Origin of the sequence: Rhodobacter sp. (assembly GCA_020637515.1) — a bacterium.
Taxonomy (GTDB): domain Bacteria; phylum Pseudomonadota; class Alphaproteobacteria; order Rhodobacterales; family Rhodobacteraceae; genus Pararhodobacter.
In genome coordinates this window covers 1188954-1210163 of the sequence record JACKKG010000001.1, presented here as the reverse complement: position 1 = coordinate 1210163, position 21210 = coordinate 1188954, and the positions used below count along the sequence as shown (strand labels likewise).

Annotated in this window: 21 protein-coding genes; 8 read left to right on the top strand and 13 right to left on the bottom strand. The window is 68.4% G+C overall.

All coding sequences use genetic code 11. The features are described from left to right. Window positions 1-256: 256 nt before the first annotated feature. The 3 genes from pgeF to H6900_05830 are packed head-to-tail and all read right to left on the bottom strand — an operon-like array spanning window position 257 to window position 2972. Window positions 257-1009: a peptidoglycan editing factor PgeF gene (gene pgeF, locus H6900_05840; protein MCC0072794.1), complete on the bottom strand. Its 753-nt coding sequence runs from the start codon at window positions 1007-1009 to the stop codon at window positions 257-259. Continuing rightward, window positions 1006-2091, bottom strand: a complete 1086-nt coding sequence (locus H6900_05835) for an SAM-dependent methyltransferase (protein ID MCC0072793.1) — start codon at window positions 2089-2091, stop codon at window positions 1006-1008. The genes pgeF and H6900_05835 overlap by 4 nt, the downstream gene beginning before the upstream one ends. Next, complete coding sequence (locus tag H6900_05830) at window positions 2088-2972, bottom strand: prolipoprotein diacylglyceryl transferase (GenBank protein ID MCC0072792.1); 885 nt, start codon at window positions 2970-2972, stop codon at window positions 2088-2090. Before H6900_05830 ends, H6900_05835 begins: the two co-directional genes overlap by 4 nt. Window positions 2973-3089: 117 nt before the next feature. Between H6900_05830 and H6900_05825 the strand changes: the two genes are divergently transcribed. Then, complete coding sequence (locus H6900_05825) at window positions 3090-3332, top strand: accessory factor UbiK family protein (protein MCC0072791.1); 243 nt, start codon at window positions 3090-3092, stop codon at window positions 3330-3332. 87 nt (window positions 3333-3419) lie between these two features. Then, the gene (locus H6900_05820; GenBank protein MCC0072790.1) at window positions 3420-3797 is read left to right on the top strand and encodes a diacylglycerol kinase; all 378 of its coding nucleotides are present in this window, start codon (window positions 3420-3422) and stop codon (window positions 3795-3797) included. A gap of 31 nt (window positions 3798-3828) precedes the next feature. Here H6900_05820 and H6900_05815 read toward each other — a convergent pair whose 3' ends face one another. Continuing rightward, window positions 3829-4605 carry a zinc-ribbon domain-containing protein gene (locus H6900_05815; protein ID MCC0072789.1) on the bottom strand — a complete coding sequence of 259 codons (777 nt, stop codon included), beginning with the start codon at window positions 4603-4605 and terminating at the stop codon, window positions 3829-3831. Window positions 4606-4738: 133 nt separating this feature from the next. On the opposite strand from H6900_05815, the gene H6900_05810 reads away from it, so the two are divergent. From H6900_05810 to H6900_05795, 4 genes are read left to right on the top strand one after another with little or no spacing between them, the layout of a single operon-like run. Continuing rightward, window positions 4739-5410 carry an ATP-binding cassette domain-containing protein gene (locus tag H6900_05810; protein MCC0072788.1) on the top strand — a complete coding sequence of 224 codons (672 nt, stop codon included), beginning with the start codon at window positions 4739-4741 and terminating at the stop codon, window positions 5408-5410. Continuing rightward, on the top strand, window positions 5407-6288 hold the full coding sequence (locus tag H6900_05805) for a cell division protein FtsX (protein ID MCC0072787.1): 882 nt from the start codon (window positions 5407-5409) through the stop codon (window positions 6286-6288). The genes H6900_05810 and H6900_05805 overlap by 4 nt, the downstream gene beginning before the upstream one ends. Next, entirely contained in the window at window positions 6288-7040 is a 753-nt protein-coding gene (locus H6900_05800; GenBank protein MCC0072786.1) for a 1-acyl-sn-glycerol-3-phosphate acyltransferase, read from the top strand. The genes H6900_05805 and H6900_05800 overlap by 1 nt, the downstream gene beginning before the upstream one ends. Further along, window positions 7024-7356 (top strand): TfoX/Sxy family protein, encoded by a 333-nt coding sequence (locus H6900_05795; GenBank protein ID MCC0072785.1) that lies wholly within the window; start codon window positions 7024-7026, stop codon window positions 7354-7356. Before H6900_05800 ends, H6900_05795 begins: the two co-directional genes overlap by 17 nt. An 89-nt stretch (window positions 7357-7445) precedes the next feature. Here the strand turns inward: H6900_05795 and H6900_05790 are convergent, their stop codons facing one another. The 6 genes from H6900_05790 to H6900_05765 form a co-directional block, all read right to left on the bottom strand. Continuing rightward, window positions 7446-7934, bottom strand: coding sequence for a GNAT family N-acetyltransferase (locus H6900_05790; protein ID MCC0072784.1), 489 nt, complete (start codon window positions 7932-7934; stop codon window positions 7446-7448). Continuing rightward, the gene (locus tag H6900_05785) at window positions 7931-8890 is read right to left on the bottom strand and encodes an acetyl-CoA carboxylase carboxyltransferase subunit alpha (protein ID MCC0072783.1); all 960 of its coding nucleotides are present in this window, start codon (window positions 8888-8890) and stop codon (window positions 7931-7933) included. Before H6900_05785 ends, H6900_05790 begins: the two co-directional genes overlap by 4 nt. Before the next feature lie 135 nt (window positions 8891-9025). Beyond that, a complete protein-coding gene (locus H6900_05780; GenBank protein ID MCC0072782.1) occupies window positions 9026-11683 on the bottom strand; it encodes a TRAP transporter large permease subunit in 2658 nt (885 codons plus the stop codon). Between the two features lie 5 nt (window positions 11684-11688). Then, window positions 11689-12726, bottom strand: a complete 1038-nt coding sequence (locus H6900_05775; protein ID MCC0072781.1) for a TRAP transporter small permease subunit — start codon at window positions 12724-12726, stop codon at window positions 11689-11691. Between the two features lie 64 nt (window positions 12727-12790). Further along, window positions 12791-13885, bottom strand: coding sequence for a TRAP transporter substrate-binding protein (locus H6900_05770; GenBank protein MCC0072780.1), 1095 nt, complete (start codon window positions 13883-13885; stop codon window positions 12791-12793). 157 nt (window positions 13886-14042) lie between these two features. Then, window positions 14043-14885 (bottom strand): DMT family transporter, encoded by an 843-nt coding sequence (locus H6900_05765; protein MCC0072779.1) that lies wholly within the window; start codon window positions 14883-14885, stop codon window positions 14043-14045. A 194-nt stretch (window positions 14886-15079) separates the two neighbouring features. Here H6900_05765 and H6900_05760 point away from each other — a divergent pair, with 194 nt between their 5' ends. Beyond that, complete coding sequence (locus H6900_05760) at window positions 15080-16456, top strand: multicopper oxidase family protein (GenBank protein MCC0072778.1); 1377 nt, start codon at window positions 15080-15082, stop codon at window positions 16454-16456. 6 nt (window positions 16457-16462) lie between these two features. On the opposite strand, the gene H6900_05755 is transcribed toward H6900_05760, so the two are convergent. Then, window positions 16463-17596, bottom strand: coding sequence for a citrate (Si)-synthase (locus tag H6900_05755; GenBank protein ID MCC0072777.1), 1134 nt, complete (start codon window positions 17594-17596; stop codon window positions 16463-16465). A gap of 38 nt (window positions 17597-17634) precedes the next feature. Between H6900_05755 and H6900_05750 the strand changes: the two genes are divergently transcribed. After that, on the top strand, window positions 17635-18504 hold the full coding sequence (locus tag H6900_05750) for a phosphate acetyltransferase (protein ID MCC0072776.1): 870 nt from the start codon (window positions 17635-17637) through the stop codon (window positions 18502-18504). A gap of 71 nt (window positions 18505-18575) precedes the next feature. On the opposite strand, the gene H6900_05745 is transcribed toward H6900_05750, so the two are convergent. Beyond that, window positions 18576-19322 carry a sulfite exporter TauE/SafE family protein gene (locus H6900_05745; protein ID MCC0072775.1) on the bottom strand — a complete coding sequence of 249 codons (747 nt, stop codon included), beginning with the start codon at window positions 19320-19322 and terminating at the stop codon, window positions 18576-18578. Next, window positions 19319-21094: a sulfoacetaldehyde acetyltransferase gene (gene xsc / locus H6900_05740; protein ID MCC0072774.1), complete on the bottom strand. Its 1776-nt coding sequence runs from the start codon at window positions 21092-21094 to the stop codon at window positions 19319-19321. Before xsc ends, H6900_05745 begins: the two co-directional genes overlap by 4 nt. Between the last annotated feature and the right edge of the window lie 116 nt (window positions 21095-21210).

The window sequence follows — 21210 nt, the reverse complement described above, 5'->3', positions numbered from 1 at the left end:
TTCCCCGCAAATTGCGGGCGATCAGGCCGGCACGAACAGCGGGCGGGGCCGGCGGTCGTGGCGCACCTCGGCCCGGCGGTTCCAGGGCATCGGAACGCGCGGATCGGCGCTTTCGGAAATCACCCATTGGGTCCAGCGTGAGGGCTTTGCCATTGACTCGGTCCTTGATTGCGGGCGCGCTTCGGCGCCTGTCTCAGACCGTTGTGGCGGGGAAATCGGGCGGAAAAAGGGCATCCGCACGGTAATTGTGCACCGACTACAGCCGAATGGCCGAAATCAACCGCCCGTAATCGGCCTCGCCCGCGTGGGTCTTGCGGCGATAGGAATAAAACAGCGCCGGGTCCGCATAGGTGCAGTGCCGCGTCCATTCCGCCTGACCGATTCCGGCGGCGCGCAGCCGGCTCAGGCCATAGGCCGGCAGGTCGAACAGGTAGCGGTCGCCCTGCCCGTTGGCAAAGAACCAGGCGTTGTCCGGGTCTTCGGCGGTAAAGGCATCCAGGAATTCAGGGCCGACCTCATAGGCGGCCTGGCTGATGCAGGGGCCGATGACGGCGCAGGTGTCGCCCCGGTCCGCGCCTAGCCCCTCCATCGCGTCAAGCGTGGCCTCCAGCACCCCGGCCAGCGCGCCCTTCCAGCCCGCGTGGACGGCCCCGATCACGCCCGCCTGCGGATCGGCCAGCAGGACGGGCATGCAATCCGCGGTCAGGATCGACAGCGCCAGGCCCGGCACGTCGGTGACCATCGCGTCAGCCTTGCCCTGCGGGCCGGCGCGCGTCACGGTGACCACGTCGGCCGAATGCATCTGGTGCACGCCGACCAGCGCGTCGCTGGGCACCGCCAGCGCCTGCGCCACGCGGGCGCGGTTGATGGCGACGATGTCGCTTTGATCGGACGATCCGGCGCCGCAATTCAGCCCGGCGAAGATCCCCGAGGACGCCCCCCCCTTTCGAGTGAAGAACCCGTGCATCAAGGGCGACAGCGAATCCGAGGTCAGGATCTCCAGCGTCATGTCTCAGAACCTTTGGCGGTTGCGGGCGCGAAACCCGGCGGCAGCGGCGCCCCCGGCGGAACCAGGGCCAGCGCCTTGAACAGCGTTCCCATTTCCTGCGCGTGGGTCAAGCGGCGATACGCGGCCTGGTGCTGTTCCAGCGCGGCGCCGCCCAACCCCCGCGCCAGCCGCTGCGCCCGGGCGTCGATCCCCAGCGCGCGCAGCAGCGCGCCCTGCGGCATCAGCGCGCTGGCGCTCAGTCCGCCGGCGGCCAGGGCGAGCGCCTCGAAATCCACATGCGCGGTCAGGTCGGCACGGCCCGGGTTGGCAAAGGGATCGGCAAAGGCGTGGTCTTCGATCGCCTGGAAGGTGTCGCCCAGACTGTGCCAGCCGCCATAATCGACGATCACCGCAGCCCCGCCATGCGCCGCGATACGCTGCTGAATGGCCTGCATCACCGGGCGGGCGGCGGGGCAGGTTTCGACGATGTCGCCGTCGCGGGTGTCGGCCAGGCGATGCGCCAGGTCGGCCAGTGGCGCGGGCGGCGTCAGTCCAGGTGCAAGCCGCTCGCCCTGCACGCCCACCACCACCTCGCGCCAGCCATCGCCGGCGCGGTGGAACTGGCGGATCGGCAGCGCGTCGAAGAATTCGTTGGCGACGAACCACAGCGGCGCATCGGGCAGCGCGTCCACGCTGTCGTGCCAGGTGGCGGGCGCGCCCGCAAGCCGCGCGGCTTGCGCGGCCCGCAGGACGGGCGAGGCCTCGATCAGGTGCAGCGTCACGCGCTCGTGGAACCCCGGCACGCCGCGCGTCGCCCGCCAGATGTCGGCCATCAGGGTGCCGCGCCCCGGTCCGGCCTCGGCCAGGGCGGCGCGGGGCGCGCCCTGATCCAGCCAGGATTGCGCCAGGCACAGGCCGATCAACTCGCCGAACATCTGGCTGATTTCCGGCGCGGTGGTGAAATCGCCCGCCGCACCCAGCGGATCGCGGGTGGCATAATAGCCGTGCAGCGGGTTCAGTAGGCATTCGGCCATGTAATCGGACAGCCGCATCGGCCCGCTGACGGCGATGCGCCGCGCCAGAAGCGCCGCCAGCGCCGTCATGCGCGCCGCCGCGACCACAGGATCAGCCCCAGGCCCACCGCCAGCATCGGCAGACTGAGGGTCTGCCCCATGGTCAGCCCGAACTCGCCCAGGCGGATCACGTATCCCGCCGGATCGACCGCCAGAAACTGGTCGTCGGGCATCCGCCAGACTTCGACCACGATGCGGGCCAGGGCATAGCCGGTCAGGAAGCTTCCGGTGACGCGCCAGGGGTGGCGCAGCGCGCCCAGCCGGGTGACCAGGACCCACAGCACCAGCCCCAGCAGCACGCCCTCCATCCCGGCCTCATATAACTGGGTGGGATGGCGCGCGCAGATCAGCAGCCAGTCGGGCGGACAGACGCCGCCGGCGCCGGGAAAGACCACCCCCCAGGGCAGGGTCGTGGGGTGTCCCCACAGCTCGGCGTTGATGAAATTCGCGATCCGCCCCAGGCCCAGCCCGACCGGAATGACCATGGCCATCGAATCGCCCACCGCCGACGCGGCGATCCCCTGCCGCCAGGCGAACACGAAACCCGCCAGTGTCGCCCCGAGAAGGCCGCCATGAAAGGACATCCCCCCCTCCCACACCTGCACGATACGGGCGGGGTGGGCCAGGTAATAGCCGGGCTGATAAAACAGCACGAACCCCAGACGCCCGCCCAGGATCACGCCGACGATGATCCAGGTCAGCAGGGCCTCGACCTGTTCGGGGGTCATGGGCGCGCGGCCGTGGGGCCACCAGTGCGGCCGCCGCATCGCCGCCAGGATCAGCCGCCAGCCGATGACGAAGCCGGCGATATAGGCCAGCGCATACCAGCGCAACGCCAGGGTGAAGCCGCCCAGCTGCAACGAGAAGATCTCAGGGTGCAGAAAGGCGGGAAAGTCGATCACGAAGGGCATGAGGGGTCCTCGATCGCGGGGGTGTCCCGGGTTTCCCGTGACGGTGCGGGGAAGTCAACCTTGCGCATCGCCCGGCCTCGTCCCATATAGACGCGGAACCAGCCTGAGGAGTTCATCATGCAGCCCGGAAACCGGATCTTCGATGACCTGTCGAAACTGATGACCAACGCCATGGGCGTGGCCCACGGCGCCCGGACCGAGGCCGAAACCGCCGTCAAAAGCCTGATGGACCGCTGGTTTGCCGACCGCGATTTCGTCACGCGCGAGGAATTCGACGCGGTGCGCGCCATGGCCCAGAAAGCGCGCGAGGAAAACGAGGCGCTCAAGGCCCGGATCGAGGCCCTGGAAACCCGCGCGTAACGCGCCCCCCCGCGGGGTCCGCCCCCCACTTCACAGTTCCGTCATTCCGCCCTAGTCTAGCGCGATCCGTCGTCTGGGGAGGTATTCATGCGGGCATGGCTGCGGGCCGAATTGCGGCGATTGGCATCGACCTGCATCTGGTCCTGGAACGGCTGGCAAGCGGCCTGGACCAGCGAAAAATCCCTCAGGCAATGGACGCTGGCGAATATCCTGTCGGCGGTGGCGGCCTTTGCGCTGCCCCTGGCGCCGGCGGAACGGGCGCTGATCCTGGCGCTGGGGCTTCTGTTGCTGGCGGCGGAACTGGCGAACACCGCGATCGAGGCGGTTGTCGATTTCGTGACAGACGAGTCGCACCCGCTGGCCGGAAAGGCAAAGGACTGCGGCAGCGCGATGGTGGCCGTGACCGCCATCGCCGCCGGCGTGGCGTGGCTGGTGCTGATCTGGGGCCTGGTGCGCGGCGGCTGAACCGGGCCGGGCAGGGCCGGCCAGGCGCCGGTCACCCCCCCAGAAGCCCCCGCAACAGGCCCGCGACCGAGGCCCTGAGCCCGTCGATCAGGCCGACATAGGCGGACAGCGGCCCGCGCAGCGCCGGCACATAGGCGACGATCAGCGGCGCCAGCAGATACAGCATCACCAATGCCAGCGCGAGCAGCAGGACTGTGGACAGACCGCGGCGAAAGCCCTTGGTCTCGGCCCCGCCGTCGGCATCGTCCGCGTCGTCGTCGGACCGTTCGCGACCCGGCTCCAGTGTCGAGCTGAGCTCTTCGATATCGGGCAGCAGGTTGCGGCGGCGAACGGGCTCGACATTGGTGTCCTCGGGCACATCGGCCAGGCCGGGCTCGGGTTCGGGCGGGGCCGGGTCGTCCTCGCCATAGATGCGCGAGGGCGCGGCCTTGGACCGGGTCGGTCGGGTCAGGCCCAGGTCGCCCTGGGTCTCCAGCCCCTGCTGGCCGCGCTTGCGCTCGCTCATCTCGCGCTCGGCCTCTTCGCGCAGCACGTCGAGCACGGTCTTGTCGATCCGGGGGGGCTGCCGGGGCCGGTCCGCGGACAGACCGGCGGCGCCGGACCCGTCGCCGGGCCGGGTCGGCGCGACGGGGTCGTCGTCCTCGTCGTCGTCATCCAGTTCGGCGGCGCGCATCTGCAACGCCACCTCCATCGGGTATTGATACCAGGTATGACCGCAGGCCGAGCACTGCACATCGCGCCCGCCCTTGGGAATGACCTTCTCATCCACCTCGTACTGCGCATTGCAGTTCGGACAGGTCAGTCGCATCGGCTCTCCTCAACAGGACGAATTTCGCCCGTCGCCTGCCTCGGCCATTGGCTACGGTGTCCCGTTGTTGTAGCAATCCCCAGACCAACTTCCAAGGGCGGAGCCCGGTTTCGGAGGGGCAAGAGGGGTTAGCGTGATCCGACTGGCAAACGTATCGCACGACTACGGCGGGCGCGGGCTGCTGAGGGGGATCGACCTGCACATCGCCCCCGGGGCCTTTCACTTTCTGACGGGCCCCTCGGGCGCCGGCAAAAGCACCTTGCTGAAGCTGTGCTACGGCGAATTGCAGCCGCGCGCGGGCACGGTCGAATTGTTCGGCCAGTCGCTGGGTGGGCTCAGCCGCGACGGGCTGGCCGATACGCGCCGGCGGATCGGCGTGATCCATCAGGATTGCCAGTTCCTGGACCACCTGACACTGGCAGAGAACGTCGCGCTGCCGTTCACGGCGACCGGCCGCACCGTGCCGCTGAACGACCTGCGCGAATTGCTGGGGTGGGTCGGGCTGGGCGCGCAGGCCGATGCCCTACCGCCCACGCTGTCCGGCGGCGAACGCCAGCGCGCGGCGCTGGCGCGCGCGGTGATCCTGTCGCCCGAGGTGGTGCTGGCCGACGAACCCACCGGCAACGTCGATCCCGACATGTCGCAGCGGCTGCTGGGGCTGCTGATCGAACTGAACCGCATGGGCACCGCCGTGCTGATCGCGACCCACGACATGACGCTGATCCGCAACGCCAAGTCGGCTGTGTCGGCCCGCGTGCTGCGAATCGTCGATGGCGGGTTGCACGCCGCGGGGGCGGACCTGTGAGCGGCGCCCGCGCCCCCTTTGGCGATCCGGCGCGCGTGGTGCCCGACAAGGGCATCACCGCGATCGTGACCGGTGCGACGGCCGCGGCGATGGCGTTCCTGGCGGTCTTTGCGCTGGCGCTGTCGCTGTCCTCGGGGCAACTGGCGCAACGCTGGTCGGACACGCTGTCGCAAAGCGCCACGCTGCGACTGTCGGCACCGCCATCGCAGATCGGCGCGCAGACCGCCGCGGTGCTGGAGATCCTGCGCACGACGCCCGGCGTCACCTCGACCCGGGTGATGGATATCGAGGAACAGCGCGCCCTGCTCGAACCGTGGTTCGGGCCCGACCTGCCGCTCGAATCCCTGGCGCTGCCCCGCATGATCGAGATCATCGAATCGTCCCAGGGCTTTGACGCAGCCGGACTCAGGCTCAGGCTGGCCTCCGAGGCGCCGGGCGCGGTGCTGGACGACCACACCCGCTGGCGGCGCCCGCTGGTGCAGGCCGCCGACAGCCTGCGGCTGCTCGCCTGGCTGTCGGTCGCGCTGATCGGCGGCATGATGGCGGCGATGGTCACGCTGGCGGCCAGCGCCTCGCTCGAGGCCAACGCGCAGGTGATCCGCGTGCTCAGGCTGGTGGGCGCGCGCGATGCGTTCATCGCCCGCGCCTTTACCCGCCGTTTCGCGATCCGCGCCTTTGTGGGCGCCACCGTCGGCACGCTGCTGGGCATCGCCGCCTTTGCTCTGCTGCCCGTCGCGGGGGACAGCGGGTTCCTGACGGGCCTGGGCTTTGCCGGGGCCGGATGGTTGTCACCGCTGGTCATCCCCCCCCTAGCCGGGGGGATTGCCTGGCTTGCGACCCGCGCCGCGGCGCGGCGGGTGCTGAAAAGGGAAGGCTGATGCGCTACGGGCTTCAATGGCTGAGATCGCTCTTGTTCACGGTGCAGATCTACCTGGCGATGGTCGTGCTGGCCGTGGCGTTCCTGCCCTGGGCGCTGGTCAGCCGCAAAGGCGCCTTTGCGGCGGTGCACGCCTGGACCGGCTGGGTCCGCTGGAGCGCACGCTGGATGATCGGCCTGAACTCCGAGGTGCGCGGCCCGGTGCCGACGGGCGAGGTGATGATCGCCGCCAAACACCAGAGCTTTTTCGACATCATCTTGTTGTGCAACGTCCTGCCGCGGCCCAAGTTCATCATGAAGAAGCAACTGGTCTGGGCGCCGATCCTGGGCTGGTATGCGCTGCGCATCGGCTGCGTGCCGGTCGATCGCGGCCGGCGTGGCGCGGCGATCAAGTCGATGGTGGACAAGGTGCAGTCCGGCACGCAAGAACCGGGACAGCTGATCATCTTCCCCCAGGGCACGCGCGTCGCCCCCGGGGCCAAGCCGCCCTACAAGGTGGGCGTCGCGGTGCTGTATCAGGAACTGGGCACGCCCGTGGCGCCGGTCGCGTGTAACGTCGGCGTCTTCTGGCCGCGCCAGCGCATCTATCGCAAGCCGGGTCTGGCGGTGATCGACTTCCTGCCCCTCATCCCCGCGGGCCAGCCCATGCGCGACTTCCTCGGTCAGGTCGAAAAGGTGGTCGAGGATCGCTCGGACGCGCTGATGGCCGAGGCCGGCTTCCTGCCCGGAGGCTCGCATGGCGACGCAGCCTGACACCGCGGCCTACATCCTGGAACTGCTCGAGGGCACCGGCGAGACGCGCGTGCGCGCGATGTTCGGCGAATACGCGCTGTATCTCGACGACAAGGTGCTGGGGTTCATCTGCGACGACACGCTGTTCCTGAAGGACACATCCGGCGCCCGCGCGCTGATCGATTCGCCGGAAACCGGCCCCGCCTATCCCGGATCGAAACCCTATCTGATCGGCGCGGCGCTGCTGGACGACCCTGAGCATCTGCGCGCCGTCGCTCGGGCGATCTGGCAGGACCTGCCAATGCCCAAACCGAAAAAGCCCCGCAAACGGCGCTGATCGCTTGCGCCCTTGGCCCCCGCCTCGGCGGTGTGGACGACCGGATCGAGGCCGCCCCCATCGCTGCCCCCATCGCTGCCGCTGTCGCCTCAGGGCGCGCGTTTTCGCAGAATGCGGTCCACCGGCGTCCCGTCCGCCAGCGGCACCGCCCGACGCAGGGCGTAATCGACGAAGCCCATCTTGGCGTAATAGGCCAGCCCCGGCCGATTGTCCGCGCGGATGGTCGCGTTCAGCGTGCTCAGCCCCAGCGCCCTTGCCCGGGCCCGGGTTGCCGCGAACAGGGCCGTGCCCGCCCCCCGAACCGGCGGATCGCGCCGCGTGAAGCTGGCGATGTCGCCCCAACCCTCGGGCAGGGCCGGGTTGGCATTCAGCACCTGAAAGCCCACCGGGTGATCGCGGTCGAGAACGACGTGACAGCACAGCACCGACGCGCCGTCCAGATGCGTCGCGCGCAGCCGTTCGGGGGTGAACGGGGTTTCATACGCGGTGGTCCCGCCGGCCGCGATGATCGCATTCAGGATCGCGGTCAACGCGCCCTCGTCGCCCGGCTGAAAGGGCCGGACGCGCAGGTCTGTCATGCCGCCAGCCCCTTGCGGCCCATGTCCAGGAACTTGCGCCGGCGCATCGCGATCAGCTCGTCGCGGCTTTTGCCCGCGACCTTGTCCAGAGTCGCGCTCAGCGCCTTGCCGACGGCCGCAATGGCGGCCTCGCGGTCGCGCTGTGCGCCGCCCCGGGGTTCGGGGATGATCTGGTCGATGACGTCCAGCTTCAGCAGATCCTGCGCCGTCAGGCGCATCGCCTCGGCGGCCTCGCGCATCTTTTCCGAATCCTTCCACAGGATCGACGCGCAGCCCTCGGGCGTGATGACCGAATAGACCGAATGCTCCAGCATCAGAACCTTGTCGGCGGTCGCCAACGCCACCGCCCCGCCCGAGCCCCCCTCGCCCACGATCACGGAAACGACCGGCACACCCACCTGCAGGCATTTCTCGGTCGAACGCGCGATGGCCTCGGCCTGGCCGCGCTCTTCCGCGCCCTTGCCGGGATAGGCGCCCGGCGTGTCCACGATGGTCACCACCGGCAGGTTGAAGCGGTCGGCCAGCTCCATCAGACGGATCGCCTTGCGATACCCCTCGGGGCGGGCCATGCCGAAGTTCCGCTCGATCCGCGATTTCGTGTCCGAGCCCTTCTCCTGCCCGATCACCACCACCGGACGGTCGTTCAGACGGGCCAACCCGCCCATGATCGCGTGATCGTCGGCGAAATTGCGGTCCCCGGCCAGCGGCGTGAACTCGGTGAACAGCGCGTCGATGTAATCCTGGCAATGCGGCCGGTCCGGGTGCCGCGCCACCTGGCATTTGCGCCAGGGGGTCAGCCCCTTGTAGAGATCGGTCAGCATCTGCTCGGCCTTGCGGTCCAGCGCCTCGGCTTCCTTCTCGACATCCATCTCGGGGTTGTTGCGGGCCATCGCGCGCAACTCGGTCGCCTTGCCCTCGATCTCGGCCAGCGGTTTCTCGAATTCCAGGTAATTCATCGGCAACACCCCTTGGATCATCGCCTATATGCAACTCCTGATCCGGGGTTGCAACCGGGGCCGACCGCGCCCCATCATCTTGTCGGAAATACGCGCCGGGGGGTCCGGGGGGTGGCAAACCCCCCGGTTCCGCCCTCAGAATTGCAGCGACACATCGCGATGATGCGACAGGCAGCCCGCCACCTCCAGCGCCAGGTCGCGCGGCAGGCGGTCCTGTTCCCGCAGGCCCAGCGTCTCGCGCGTCTGCGACTCGAGGGACTGCAACGCGGCCAGCAGACCGCCCTGCGCGGCGGCCTGGCGCCAGGCGATATCGGCGTCCAGTTGCGCCAGCAGGTCGGGCGCGGCCTGGGCGGCGCGGTCGGGATCGGCGCGGCGGCCCGTCAGGTAGCGCCTGAGGGTGCTCGACGCGCTGCGCAGATCGTTCGAACCCGCCAGTTCGCCCAGTCCGGATTCCATCGTGCTCAAGTCCTCGGCCAGGGCCTCGGGATCGGCCTGCCCCACCCGCGCGACGATGCTCTCGACCGTCGGCCTGAGCGCGGCGAACCCGTCGCCGGCGGCAATCTCGGCGGCGATGTCGCGCATGGCGACATAGCTTTGCGAACTCGCCTGCTGGAAGGCCCGGCGCGCGTCCGACTCGGCCCGGGTCAGGGCGCGGAAGGCGGTGTGGCGGTCCTCCCAGTCGGCGGGAAGTTGCCCGTCCAGCGCGTCAAGCTGCGCCTGATAGGCCGCATTGCGTGCCTCGAGTCGGGCGCGCTCGGCGGCCTCGTCCTCGCCGTGCATCCGGCCGATCAGCGTCTCGTTCGCGGCGATACGGTCCGCCAGCCGCGTGCGATCCTGCCGGACCTGCCGCACGATCCGGTGCAGCGGTTCATAGGCCGGGGTCGCCGCGGCGACATCGGCCTGCGCGGCGACCAGCGCGTCCAGGCGCGCGAAGCTGTCCTCATAGCCGCCAAGCGCGCGCTCCAGATCGCGCTGCCGGCCGCGCGGCAGGGCCGAGGCATCGGCCTGCCGCACCCGGTCGATCAACGCGATGACCGCGTCGTGTTGGGCCGGGACGGTGCGTTCGAGGATGGTCTCGATGCAGGCCTGAAGGCGCGGGTTGCGCGGCGGCGGCGCGGTTTCCGACAACAGCGCGATGCGCGTCGGCAGGTAGTTCGCCAGCGGCGGGACATAGCCCACCACCGCCAGCCCGATCAGCTGCATGGAGATGAAGGGAATGACGCCCTTGTACATGCTCAACGTGCGGACCGTCTTGTCGGCGACGCCGCGCAGGTAGAACAACGCAAACCCGAACGGCGGGGTCAGAAAGCTGGTCTGGATGTTCATCCCGATCATCACCCCCAGCCAGATCGCCGTCACGTTCGCCTCGGGGTTCATCAGCAGGATCGGCGCGGTGATCGGCACCACGACAATCGAGATCTCGATGAAGTCCAGGAAGAACCCCAGCACGAAGATCACCAGCATGACGATGGTGAACTGCGCCCAGAACCCGCCCGGCAGAGAGGTCAGGTATTCCGTCACCAGATGGTCGCCGCCAAAGGCGCGGAAGGCCGCGATCAGCATCGCCGCGCCCATCAGGATGATGAACACCATCGCGCTGGTCTTGGCCGTTTCCACCATCACGGCGTAAAGCGTGCGCTGGTATTGCCAGGTGCGCCAGGTGCTCCAGACCAGGGACCAGACCAGAAAGCCCACGGCGACAAGGGCCAGGGCGACACCGGCGTAATCGCCCGAGGTGTCGAGCTGGCGGATGTTCAGGTTGTAGCTGCGCCCCAGCACCGCGATCGCCGCCAGCGACAGCAGGCCGACGATCGCCGGCCAGTAGCGGCGCGGCCCGTCGTGCAGCTTGTATCCGGCCATCACCGCGGCGCCGGCGGCACCGACCGCGCCCGCCTGCGTCACCGTGGCCACGCCCGTCAGGATCGACCCCAACACCAGAACGATCAACAGCAGCGGCGGCACGGTGGCCCAGAAGACCTCGGCCCAGAAGGCGCGGTCCATCTGCCCCTCGATCGGAACGGCGGGGGCGGATTTCGGCCGGATCAGCGCGAAGCCCAGGATATAGACGATATACATCCCCACCAGGATCAGCCCGGGGATCAGCGCCCCCATGAACATGTCGCCGGCCGAGGCCGGGATCACCGACAGCTCGGACGGCATGGCGAATTCACCGGTCGCGGCCTGATACTCGGCCAGCCTGAGCTGGCCGGCGGTGTCCACCGCCGACCCCAGCTGGTCGGCCAGGATGATCAGCACGATGGACGGCGGGATGATCTGCCCCAGCGTCCCCGACGCCAGGATCACCCCCGTCGCCAGCGGCTGCGAATAGTTGCTGCGCATCATCGCCGGCAGGCTGATAAGGCCCATCGCCACCACCGTCGCGCCGACGATGCCCGTGGTCGCGGCCAGCAGCGCGCCCACCAGCACCACGGAAATGCCCAGCCCGCCCGGCAGGCGGCCGAACAGCTTGGCCATCGTGACCAGCAACTCCTCGGCGATGCGCGAGCGTTGCAGCATGATGCCCATGAACACGAACAGCGGAATCGCGATCAGCGTGTCGCGGTTTGCCTCCCAGTAGACGCCGCGAAAGTTGGTGACGCCGGCGGTCATCCATTCGGTGGCGCTGCCCGTTCCGAAATAGGCGGTGCTGTCGCCCGCGAAGGCCAGCCCCGAGGCCGCCGCCAGCCCGATCGTCACCAGCGCCGCGCCCGGCAGCGCAAAGGCGACCGGAAAGCCGACGCCCAGCGCCACCATCATCATCAGCACGAGGATGCAGAGAAAGACCAGTTCCATGTCGCTCAATCCGCCTTGGCAGTCGCAGGGGTCGCCGAAAGGGTGGTGGGTTCGGGTTCTTCGCGCCAGTCGGCGCCGGACTTCAGCACCATCGCTGCGAATTGCACCATCATCAGCACAGCGTAGATCGCCAGATAGGCCGCCATCCAGTATTTGGTGGCCAGGCCATAGGTCTGCTGGCCTTGTTCGTAGCTGATGAACGGGCCGATGATCGGGCTGGCGCGGGTCGCGGTGCCCAGCACCAGGATGACCCACATCAGCGACATGCCCAGCACCACCGCGCCGATGCCGTTGACCAGTGCCTTTGTCCGCGTCCCCATCGAGGCATAGAACACGTCCACCCGCACATGCCCTTCCTCGACCAGCGTATAGGCCGAGGAAAAGAGGAACAGCGCCGCATACCACATCCGCACCAGATCGGCGATGAAGGCCTGTTCATAGGAAAACACGAAGCGCCCGATAACGACGATCAGCTGCACCACCACCACCAGCAGCGACAGCCAGACAAAGCTGACGCCCCGGGTGAAGAACGCGATGACCAGCGCCAGCGCCGCCAGCGGCATGTGCACATAGGGCCCGCGCCATTGCGCCAGGCCCAGGCTGGTCGCCAGATCGGGGCCGACCAACCCGTTCAGAAGATCCTCGACCCTCAGGAACGAGATCACGGAATCCGCGATTCCGACCAGCAGCACGATCCAGAAGGCCGCGCGCGCGATATAGCCCGCGACCGCGGTGATGCGGGCGCTGTCACCGCGCAGCCCGTCCGGCGACGGGTTGCGCGCCGCCGCCAGCGCCAGCACGCCGGCCAGCCCGTAGACCCCGGCCGCCAGGTAGCCGCCCGCGCCCGTGAACACGCCGCGCGCCCCCGGCAGGCCCAGCCAGTGGATCAGATAATTCTCGACGAGAAAGGCAAAGGTGACGAACACGATGCCCCAGGCGAAAAGACGCAGCACAAAGGCCGTGGCGTCGCGCGCGGGACCGATCGTCGCGGTCGCGGTGGTCATGGTCGGGTCCACCCCTTGTGAGGGTTCGTTTGCGGTCATTACGACAAAGCCGGGCGCACGCTGGTTGCGCGCGCCCGGCCTGGTCCGTTACAGCGTCACCGGATCAATCGATGCCCAGAACGCGGTTGCGCTGGCGCAGATAGGGCACGTCCGAAATGTTCATCCAGCCACCGGCGTTTTCGCGCGCGGCCAGGAAGGCCTCGTGCATCCGGTTCGCCAGATCCGAATGCGCGCGGATCGCTTCAAAGGTCTGGTCCGACGCGACGCCAAAGGCGTCATAGATGTCGTCGTTGAACTCGCGCAGCTGCACGCCGTGCTCGTTCACCAGACGAGCCAGATAGGTGCCGTTGTTGGCGTTGAATTCGGCCAGCATCCGGTCGTTTTCCTCGCCGCAGGCGGCCTCGATCGCGGCTTGCTGCCAGCTCGGCAGGCTGGTCAGCCACGACTTGTTGAAGCCCATCGACAGCGCCGCGCCCGGCTCGTGCACACCCGGCCAGTAGTAGTAGCGCGCCGCCTGATAGAGGTTCAGGAAATAGTCGTTCCAGGGGCCGACCCATTCGGTCGCGTCGATCGCGCCCGACACCAGGTTCTCATAGATCTGGCCGCCCGGAAGCGACACGACCGAGACACCCATATTGGCCATCATGTCGCCGCCGATGCCCGGGATACGCATCCTGAGACCGCGGAAATCTTCCGGCGAGTTCATTTCCTTGTTGAACCAGCCGCCCATCTGCACGCCGGTGTTGCCCGCGTGGAAGCCCTTGATGCCGAACTCGTCGCCCAGCTCGTCCCACAGCTCGCGCCCGCCCAGATACTTGAAAAAGGCGTTCTGTTCGGCCGCCACCAGGCCAAAGGGCACGGCGGTCACATAGGACCAGGCCGGGTGCTTGCCCTTCCAGTAATAGTCGGCGCCGTGATAGGCCTGCGCATCGCCCGCCGAGACCGCGTCAAACGCGTCGAAGGCGCCGACCCGCTCGCCGGCGGCGTAGTATTCGGTGGTCACCGCGCCATCGGTCAGTTCGGTGATCCGCGCCGCGACACGCTCGGCCCCGGTGCCCAGACCGGGAAAGCCGCGCGGCCAGGTCGAGACGATCACGCAGGTGGTGCGCCCTTGCGCGATGGCCGGCGCCGCCAGCGACGTGGCCGCAGCCGCCGCGCCGCCAACCGTCGAGGCGCGCAGGAAAGAACGACGATCCATGTTTTTCCTCCCAGGAATTATTGTGCTCATTGCGTCGTCGAACGCAGTGATAGTCTGGTTAAAGCATACCGATTGGCCTGTGCAAACCCATTTCGCTTGAGAACGGCCTGCAATCGGTAAGGTTTTCTTACCGGAACCCCCTGGTTTGGTTGCCAGATCAACGCTTTCTGCGACCCCCTGCCGCAGATGCGCGCAGGTTCCAGATATTCGCTGAAAAAATGAGCGCGGCGCCCAGGAACACCATCGGATCCAGCGGCTCGGCATAGAGCCAGACTCCGACCAGGGCAATCAACGGCAGGCGCGCGAATTCCATCGGCGCGACAAGCATCGCGGGTGCCAGCCCCAGCGCCGTGGTCAACGAGAAATGCGCGGTCAGCCCGGTGACCGCGACCACCGCCAGCCAGGGCCACAGCGCCGTGGGGGGCCAGTGAAAGCCGGTCGCCAGTCCCAGCACCAACGCCATCGCCCCCTGGCTGAAGGTCATCCAGAACAGCACGCACAGCACCGTGTTGAACTGCATGATCTTGCGCGTGTAGATCAGGTTCATCGCAAAGCCGATCGCTGCCAGGATCCCCGCCAGATGCCCGAGGTTCAGCGCGTTCGACCCCGGTTGCGCCACGATCAGCACGCCGGCGAAGCCGATGCACGCGACCAGGATCTTGGTGCGGTCCAGGGATTCGCCCAGCAGCATGGGGGCCAGCAGCAGAACCCAGATCGGCATCGTGAATTCCAGCGCCACCAGTTGCGACAGCGGGATCATCGTCAGCCCGTAGAACCACAGGTTCTGGCCGGTGAAGTGAAAGACGTTGCGCGTCAGGTGCAGGCCCGGGTGGGCGGTGCGGATCAGGGCAAAGTTCCGGTGCCGGACCCAGATCAGCGCCGACACGATGCCCAGCCCGATCAGCGACCGCCAGAACATCAGCTCGAACGTGCTGAGATCGACCTGAACCGCGCGCCCCGCGACCGCCATCAGGATGAACGAGACGATCGCCCCACACATCCACACCGCCGCCTTCAGCGGTTGCGGTTGCCTCGTTTCCATCCTGTGCCTCCTGCCCTTGCTCTCGTTGCTTAAGCCGCGCAGCCTGGCCCAGGCAAGAGCGCGCAGTCGCCGACTGCGGCAAAAGGCGCTGGTGTGGCGCGCCACTTTGGTTGATAAAAAGACTCGACTAATCCCGGATGCGAGCCCCCGCCATGAATCGCCGCCACTTCCTGCTGTCCACCGGCGCCGCTGTCGGCCTGGGCGCCGCCGGCCTGGGACAGCGCGCCCTCGGCCAGCCGTTGCGCCTGACGATCCAGGGTGCGCGCTATGACCTGACCGGCAACGCGGTGACCGAAGGGATGGTCAGCCTGTCGGCCGACGCGCCGCCGCCAGTGCTTCGCCTGCGGCAGGGCGAACGCTTCGTGGCCGAGGTGATCAACACCTTCGACGATTACACGACCATGCATTGGCACGGGATGCGCATCCCGGTGCAAATGGACGGCGTGCCTTATCTGACGCAGGTGCCCATGGGCCAGGGTGACAGCTACGTCTACGATTTCACCCCGCCCGACGCCGGCACCTACTGGTATCACCCCCATTGCAACACGATGGCGCAGATGGCGTTGGGGTTGACCGGCATCCTGATCGTCGAGGAACCCGACGACCCCGGATTCGACGCCGACATCCCGGTGAACATGCGCGATTTCCGGCTGGGCGAGGACGGCCAGTTCATCGCCTTCTACACGCCCCGGGGCGCGGCACGCGACGGCACCTTCGGCACCGTGCACACCGCCAACTGGCAGCGGGACCCGGTCGAGGACGCGCCCGCCGGCGGCCTGGTCCGCCTGCGACTGGTGGCCACCGACACGACCCGTGTCTACCGCCTGCACCTGCCCGGCGCCGAGGGGCGCATCATCGCCTTTGACGGCCACCCGCTGAACACCCCCCTGCCCTGGCCCAGCGCCGAGGCGCCGCTGATCCTGGGCCCGGGCCAACGCGCCGACATCGCGCTCAGGATGCCCGCGACCGAGGGAACGGAAATCGCCGTGCTGAACGACCAGCCCGGCGGCCTGCGCCCGGTGATCCGGTTGCGCGCCACCGGCCGCGACCTGGGTCGCGATCTGGCCGATCTGCGCCCTCTGCCCCCGAACCCGCTGCCGACGCCGGACCTGTCCGATCCCGAGGTGATCGAGTTCGTCTTTGGCTGGGCGCCCGGCGGGCCGCCGTCGAATGACGGGTATTGCGGGTCGCTGGGCTATACGTTCTGGTCGATCAACCGCGTGTCCTGGCAGGGCGATGCCTCGGGCGCGGGGCCGCTGGCGACACTCGAACGCGGGCGGACCTATATCCTGCGGCTGAGGAATGAAAGCCCCAACGACCACCCGATCCACCTGCACGGCATGTCCTTTCTGCCGCTCGCATCGAACCTGCGCGACATCCCGCAGAACTGGACCGATACCGCCCTGTTGCTGAAATACGAGACGATCGATGTGGCCCTGGTCGCCGACAACCCCGGCGACTGGGCCTTTCACTGCCACGTCATCGAGCATCAGAAAACCGGGCTCACCGGCTATCTGCGCGTGACCTGACGAACCTCAGCGGTCCGCCAGCGCCACCCAGTCGCGTGGCGCGGCGCCGTCATACAGCGTCAGCGGGCGGATCAGGATGTTGCCGCGCCGCTGTTCCAGACATTGCGCCAGCCAGCCCGGCATTCGGCCAATGGCAAAGATCGGCACATACAGGTCCATCGGAATGCCGTGCAACTGATAGATCACGCCCGAGTAGAAATCGACGTTCACGTTGAGCCCGTGGCGCGCGTAGGGCTTCATCGCCTCGACCACGGCTTGCAGGATTTCATACCAGCCGGGTTCGCCCATCTCCTCGCCCAGCTTGCGCACGCCCTCGCGCATGTGGCGCGCGCGCGGGTCCTCGGCGCGATAGACGCGGTGGCCGAACCCTGTGACCGCTTCCTTAGCGGCGCGCTTGGCGGCGACATAGGCGGCGGCCTTGTCGGGGCTGCCGATCTCGTGGACCATCTTCATCACGTCCTCGGCCGCGCCGCCATGGGCGGGACCGGCCAGCGTGGACAGGGCGCTGACCATGGCGCCATGAAGATTGGCCTCGGTCCCCACGGTGACGCGCGCGGCAAAGGACGACGCGTTCGAGCCGTGCTCGGCGTGCAGGATGAAGTCCACATCCGCCAGCCGCGCGGCGTCGGCGCTGGGCTTTTCGCCCTTCAACATCCACAACCAGTTCGCGGCGTGGCTCAGGCTCTGATCGGGTTCGACCGGGGCACGGCCATTGCGGATCGCCTCGTGCGCGGCGACGATCATCGGCACCTGGGCCGTCAGACGGATGCCGTTGCGGACAAAGCCCGCCTCGCTGGCGTCCTGACTGTCGGGCTCGAGCGCGGCCAGCGCCGACACCGCCGTGCGCAGCACATCCATCGGATGCCCCTCGGCGCAGGCGCGGATGATGTCGTGCACGGCGCCCGGCAACTGCCGCCCGGCCTTCAGCGCGGCATCGAAACCGGCGAGTTGGACGGCGTCCGGCAGCTCGCCATGGACCAGCAGGTAGCAGACCTCCTCGAAGGTGGCGCGGGTCGCCAGGTCGTGGATCGAATAGCCGCGATAGGTCAGCATCCCGGCGCGGCCGTCGATATCGGAAATGCCCGAGCGTTCGAAATAAACGCCCTTCAGGCCGCGGTTGATCTTGACGGTGTCGGTCATATCGGCAGTCTCCCGGTTGATCGGTGACGGAGGGAAAGATGAGGGTTCTGGAACAGGCCATCGCCACGGCGAAAGCCCGCAAGGCGCGGGTGATCCTGCCCGAACACGAGGACCCCCGGGTCGCCGAAGCCACCCGGCGCCTGCTGGCCGAGGGGCTGGCCCGTCCGGTCGCCCTGGCCGAGGCACGCCCGGTCGAGGCCTATGTCGATCACCTGCTGGCCAACCGCCCGGGTCTGAAACCCGCGCTGGCGCTGAGGATGCTTGAAAAGCCGCTGATCCGCGCCGCCGCGATGGTCGCCGCGGGCGAGGCCGACGCCATGGTCGCCGGCGCCGCCAACGCCACCCGCCGCGTGATCGAGGCCGCGGCCCTGGCCGTTGGCATGGCCCAGGGCGTGCGGACACCGTCCAGCTTTTTCCTGATGCTGATGCCCGACGGACGCGACCTGGTGTTTGCCGATTGCGCGGTCAACACCGATCCCGACGCGGCGCAACTGGCCGACATCGCGCGCGCCTCGGCGGCCTCGGCGCGGGCGCTGCTGGGCGAGGCCCGGGTGGCGATGCTCAGCTATTCGACCGGCTCGTCCGGTTCCGGCCCCTCGGTGGACCGCGTGCGCGCCGCCGCCGCCGACGCGGGGTTCCCCGGCCCTGTGCAAGCCGACGCGGCCCTCAATGCCGCCATCGCACAGGCGAAAGGATACGACGCGCCTGCCGCGAACACGCTGATCTTCCCCGACCTGAATGCGGGCAACATCGCCTACAAGCTGATGCAAGAACTGGGCGGCGCGCAGGCGGTGGGCCCGTTTCTGCAAGGCTTTGCGAAACCGGTCTGCGACCTGTCGCGCGGCGCCAGCGTGGACGATATCGTCGCCGCCACCGCCGTGACCCTTGCCATGGTGGACAGGCCCTGACCGCGGGGCCTGATCGCGCGGGTCAGCGCCCCGGGGGAACCTTGGGCCGTGCCACGCTGCGACCGCGCCCCTCATAGCAGCGCCCGCCCCAGACCCAGCGCCGCCATCGCGATCATCACGCCGATGGTGATGCGCCGAAAGGTCAGCGGATTGGCGCGGTGCACGCCGCGCGCGCCCCACCAACTGCCGACCACGACCAGGGGCGCCGACAGCAGCGCCGCCCACAGCACATCCCACGCGACCCGTCCCGCCAGCCAGAACTGGCCAAAGGTCATGATGTCCAGCGCGATGAAATATCCCAGAAGCGTCGCCCGGAAGGCCAGCGGCGCCAGGCCCAGCGCCGCGGCCAGCGCCACGACCGGCGGCCCCGCCACCCCGGCGGGCGAGACCAGCCCCGACACGATGCCCATGCCCAGCGTGGCCGAGGGCCCGACCCGGCCAGGCAGCGTCCAGCCGCTCAGCATCACCAGCCCGGCCAGCATCACCGCGATGCCGATCACCACCCGCGCCGTCTGTTCGTCCACCCGCCCCAGCGCCCAAAGCGCGGGCACCATGCCGATGGCCGCGCCGATCACCAGCCGCCGCACGGTCGGCCAATGCACATGCGGCCGGGCCGCGCGCCAATGCTGGATGCAAAGCAGCAGGTCGCCGATCAGCGCCACCGGCAGCAACACCAGCGGGTTCATCACCAGCGCGCCGGCGGCGATCACCAGCACGGGATAGCCGAACCCCGAATACCCCCGCACGAAGGCGGCGACAAAGATGACCGCCGCCATGAAGGCGGCGGCCTCGGGGCTCAGCCCGAACGGGAGTGTCATCCCCGCTGCGGCCGCATGTCGGCGGCGTCGATACCCGCCACGACCACCGGCTTCTTCATCGCATCCCGGCGGAAGGGCTCGCCCAGTTCCTGGTTGATGAGCGCCTCGATGAGCGTGGTCTTGCCGTGCTTCATCTGGTCCTCGATCGCCTGGTTCAGGGCGGCGGTCAGTTCGTCCATCGTCTTGGCCTGGACGCCTTGCAGCCCGCAGGCGCGCGCGATCCCCGCATAGGTCACGCCGGTGTCCAGCTCGGTGCCGACAAAGTTGTCGTCATACCACAACGTCGAGTTGCGCTTTTCCGCGCCCCACTGATAGTTGCGGAACACCACCATCGTGATCGCCGGCCATTCGGCGCGGCCGATGGCGGTCAGTTCCGTCACCGCGATGCCAAAGGCCCCGTCACCCGAGAAACCGACGACCGGCACGTCCGGGCAGCCGATCTTGGCGCCGACGATCGACGGCAGGCCATAGCCGCAGGGGCCGAACAGACCCGGCGCCAGGTATTTCCGCCCCGCCTCGAAGCTGGGATAGGCGTTGCCGATGGCGCAGTTGTTGCCGATGTCCGAGCTGATGATCGCCTCTCGCGGCAGCGCCGACTGGATCGCGCGCCAGGCCATGCGCGGGCTCATCCAGTCCGGTTTCGCATCGCGCGCCCGCTGGTTCCAGCTGGTGCCGGGATCGTCGTCCTCGTGGTCCATCGACGCCAGTTGCTGCGCCCAGGCGGATTTCCGTTGCGCAATCTCGGCCTTGCGCTCGGCCCGACCCGCGTCGCCCGCGTGTTCGTCCAGTTGCGCCAGGATCCCCTCGGCGACCTGCCTGGCGTCTCCGACGATGCCGACCGAGACGGTCTTGGTCAGGCCGATGCGGTCGGGGTTGATATCGACCTGGATGATCCTGGCGTCCTTGGGCCAGTAGTCGATGCCATAGCCCGGCAAGGTCGAGAACGGGTTGAGCCGCGTGCCCAGGCACAGAACCACGTCGGCCTTGGCGATCAGTTCCATCCCCGCCTTGCTGCCGTTGTAGCCCAGGGGCCCGGCGAACAGCGGGTGCGAGCCGGGAAAGGCGTCGTTGTGCTGGTAGCCCACGCAAACGGGCGCATCCAGCCGCTCGGCCAGCGCCATGGTGGCCGGGATCGCGCCCCCCAGCACCACGCCGGCACCGTTCAGAATCACCGGGAACTTCGCCGCGCTCAGCAGCGCCGCCGCCTCGGCCACCGCGCCCGCCCCGCCGCCGGGGCGTTCGAATTCGACCACGGCCGGCAGGGCGATGTCGATCACCTGGGTCCAGACGTCGCGCGGCACGTTGATCTGCGCCGGCGCCGACCGGCGGTGCGCGTTGACGATCACGCGGTTCAGCACCTCGGCGATGCGCGAGGGGTCGCGGACCTCTTCCTGATAGGCGACCATGTCCTTGAACAGCGCCATCTGTTCGACCTCCTGGAACCCGCCCTGGCCGATGGTCTTGTTCGCGGCCTGCGGCGTGACCAACAGCAGCGGCGTGTGGTTCCAGTAGGCGGTCTTTACCGCGGTGACGAAATTGGTGATGCCGGGTCCGTTCTGGGCGATCATCATCGACATCTTGCCCGAGGCCCGGGTGTAGCCGTCGGCCATCATCCCGCCCGACCCCTCGTGCGCGCAGTCCCAAAAGGTGATGCCGGCCTTGGGGAACAGGTCGGAAATCGGCATGAAGGCCGAACCGATGATGCCGAACGCATGTTCGATCCCATGGCGCTGGAGAACTTTGACGAAGGCTTCTTCGGTGGTCATTTTCATCGAGTTGGGTCCTTGGGAATCGGGCGCGGCCCGAAATGCGGGCCGCACGGTCTGTTGCCAGATTGGGCGATCGGCTGGCGAAAGTTTAGGGCCAGCCGGGACAGAAACTTAGCGCC

Excerpts from the sequence above, each read along its gene's own strand:
- pgeF (MCC0072794.1), bottom strand. The coding sequence starts at position 1,009 with ATGACGCTGGAGATCCTGACCTCGGATTCGCTGTCGCCCTTGATGCAC.
- H6900_05835 (MCC0072793.1), bottom strand. The coding sequence starts at position 2,091 with ATGACGGCGCTGGCGGCGCTTCTGGCGCGGCGCATCGCCGTCAGCGGG.
- H6900_05830 (MCC0072792.1), bottom strand. The coding sequence starts at position 2,972 with ATGCCCTTCGTGATCGACTTTCCCGCCTTTCTGCACCCTGAGATCTTC.
- H6900_05825 (MCC0072791.1), top strand. The coding sequence starts at position 3,090 with ATGCAGCCCGGAAACCGGATCTTCGATGACCTGTCGAAACTGATGACC.
- H6900_05820 (MCC0072790.1), top strand. The coding sequence starts at position 3,420 with ATGCGGGCATGGCTGCGGGCCGAATTGCGGCGATTGGCATCGACCTGC.
- H6900_05815 (MCC0072789.1), bottom strand. The coding sequence starts at position 4,605 with ATGCGACTGACCTGTCCGAACTGCAATGCGCAGTACGAGGTGGATGAG.
- H6900_05800 (MCC0072786.1), top strand. The coding sequence starts at position 6,288 with ATGCGCTACGGGCTTCAATGGCTGAGATCGCTCTTGTTCACGGTGCAG.
- H6900_05795 (MCC0072785.1), top strand. The coding sequence starts at position 7,024 with ATGGCGACGCAGCCTGACACCGCGGCCTACATCCTGGAACTGCTCGAG.
- H6900_05790 (MCC0072784.1), bottom strand. The coding sequence starts at position 7,934 with ATGACAGACCTGCGCGTCCGGCCCTTTCAGCCGGGCGACGAGGGCGCG.
- H6900_05785 (MCC0072783.1), bottom strand. The coding sequence starts at position 8,890 with ATGAATTACCTGGAATTCGAGAAACCGCTGGCCGAGATCGAGGGCAAG.
- H6900_05780 (MCC0072782.1), bottom strand. The coding sequence starts at position 11,683 with ATGGAACTGGTCTTTCTCTGCATCCTCGTGCTGATGATGATGGTGGCG.
- H6900_05775 (MCC0072781.1), bottom strand. The coding sequence starts at position 12,726 with ATGACCGCAAACGAACCCTCACAAGGGGTGGACCCGACCATGACCACC.
- H6900_05770 (MCC0072780.1), bottom strand. The coding sequence starts at position 13,885 with ATGGATCGTCGTTCTTTCCTGCGCGCCTCGACGGTTGGCGGCGCGGCG.
- H6900_05765 (MCC0072779.1), bottom strand. The coding sequence starts at position 14,885 with ATGTGTGGGGCGATCGTCTCGTTCATCCTGATGGCGGTCGCGGGGCGC.
- H6900_05760 (MCC0072778.1), top strand. The coding sequence starts at position 15,080 with ATGAATCGCCGCCACTTCCTGCTGTCCACCGGCGCCGCTGTCGGCCTG.
- H6900_05755 (MCC0072777.1), bottom strand. The coding sequence starts at position 17,596 with ATGACCGACACCGTCAAGATCAACCGCGGCCTGAAGGGCGTTTATTTC.
- H6900_05750 (MCC0072776.1), top strand. The coding sequence starts at position 17,635 with ATGAGGGTTCTGGAACAGGCCATCGCCACGGCGAAAGCCCGCAAGGCG.
- H6900_05745 (MCC0072775.1), bottom strand. The coding sequence starts at position 19,322 with ATGACACTCCCGTTCGGGCTGAGCCCCGAGGCCGCCGCCTTCATGGCG.
- xsc (MCC0072774.1), bottom strand. The coding sequence starts at position 21,094 with ATGAAAATGACCACCGAAGAAGCCTTCGTCAAAGTTCTCCAGCGCCAT.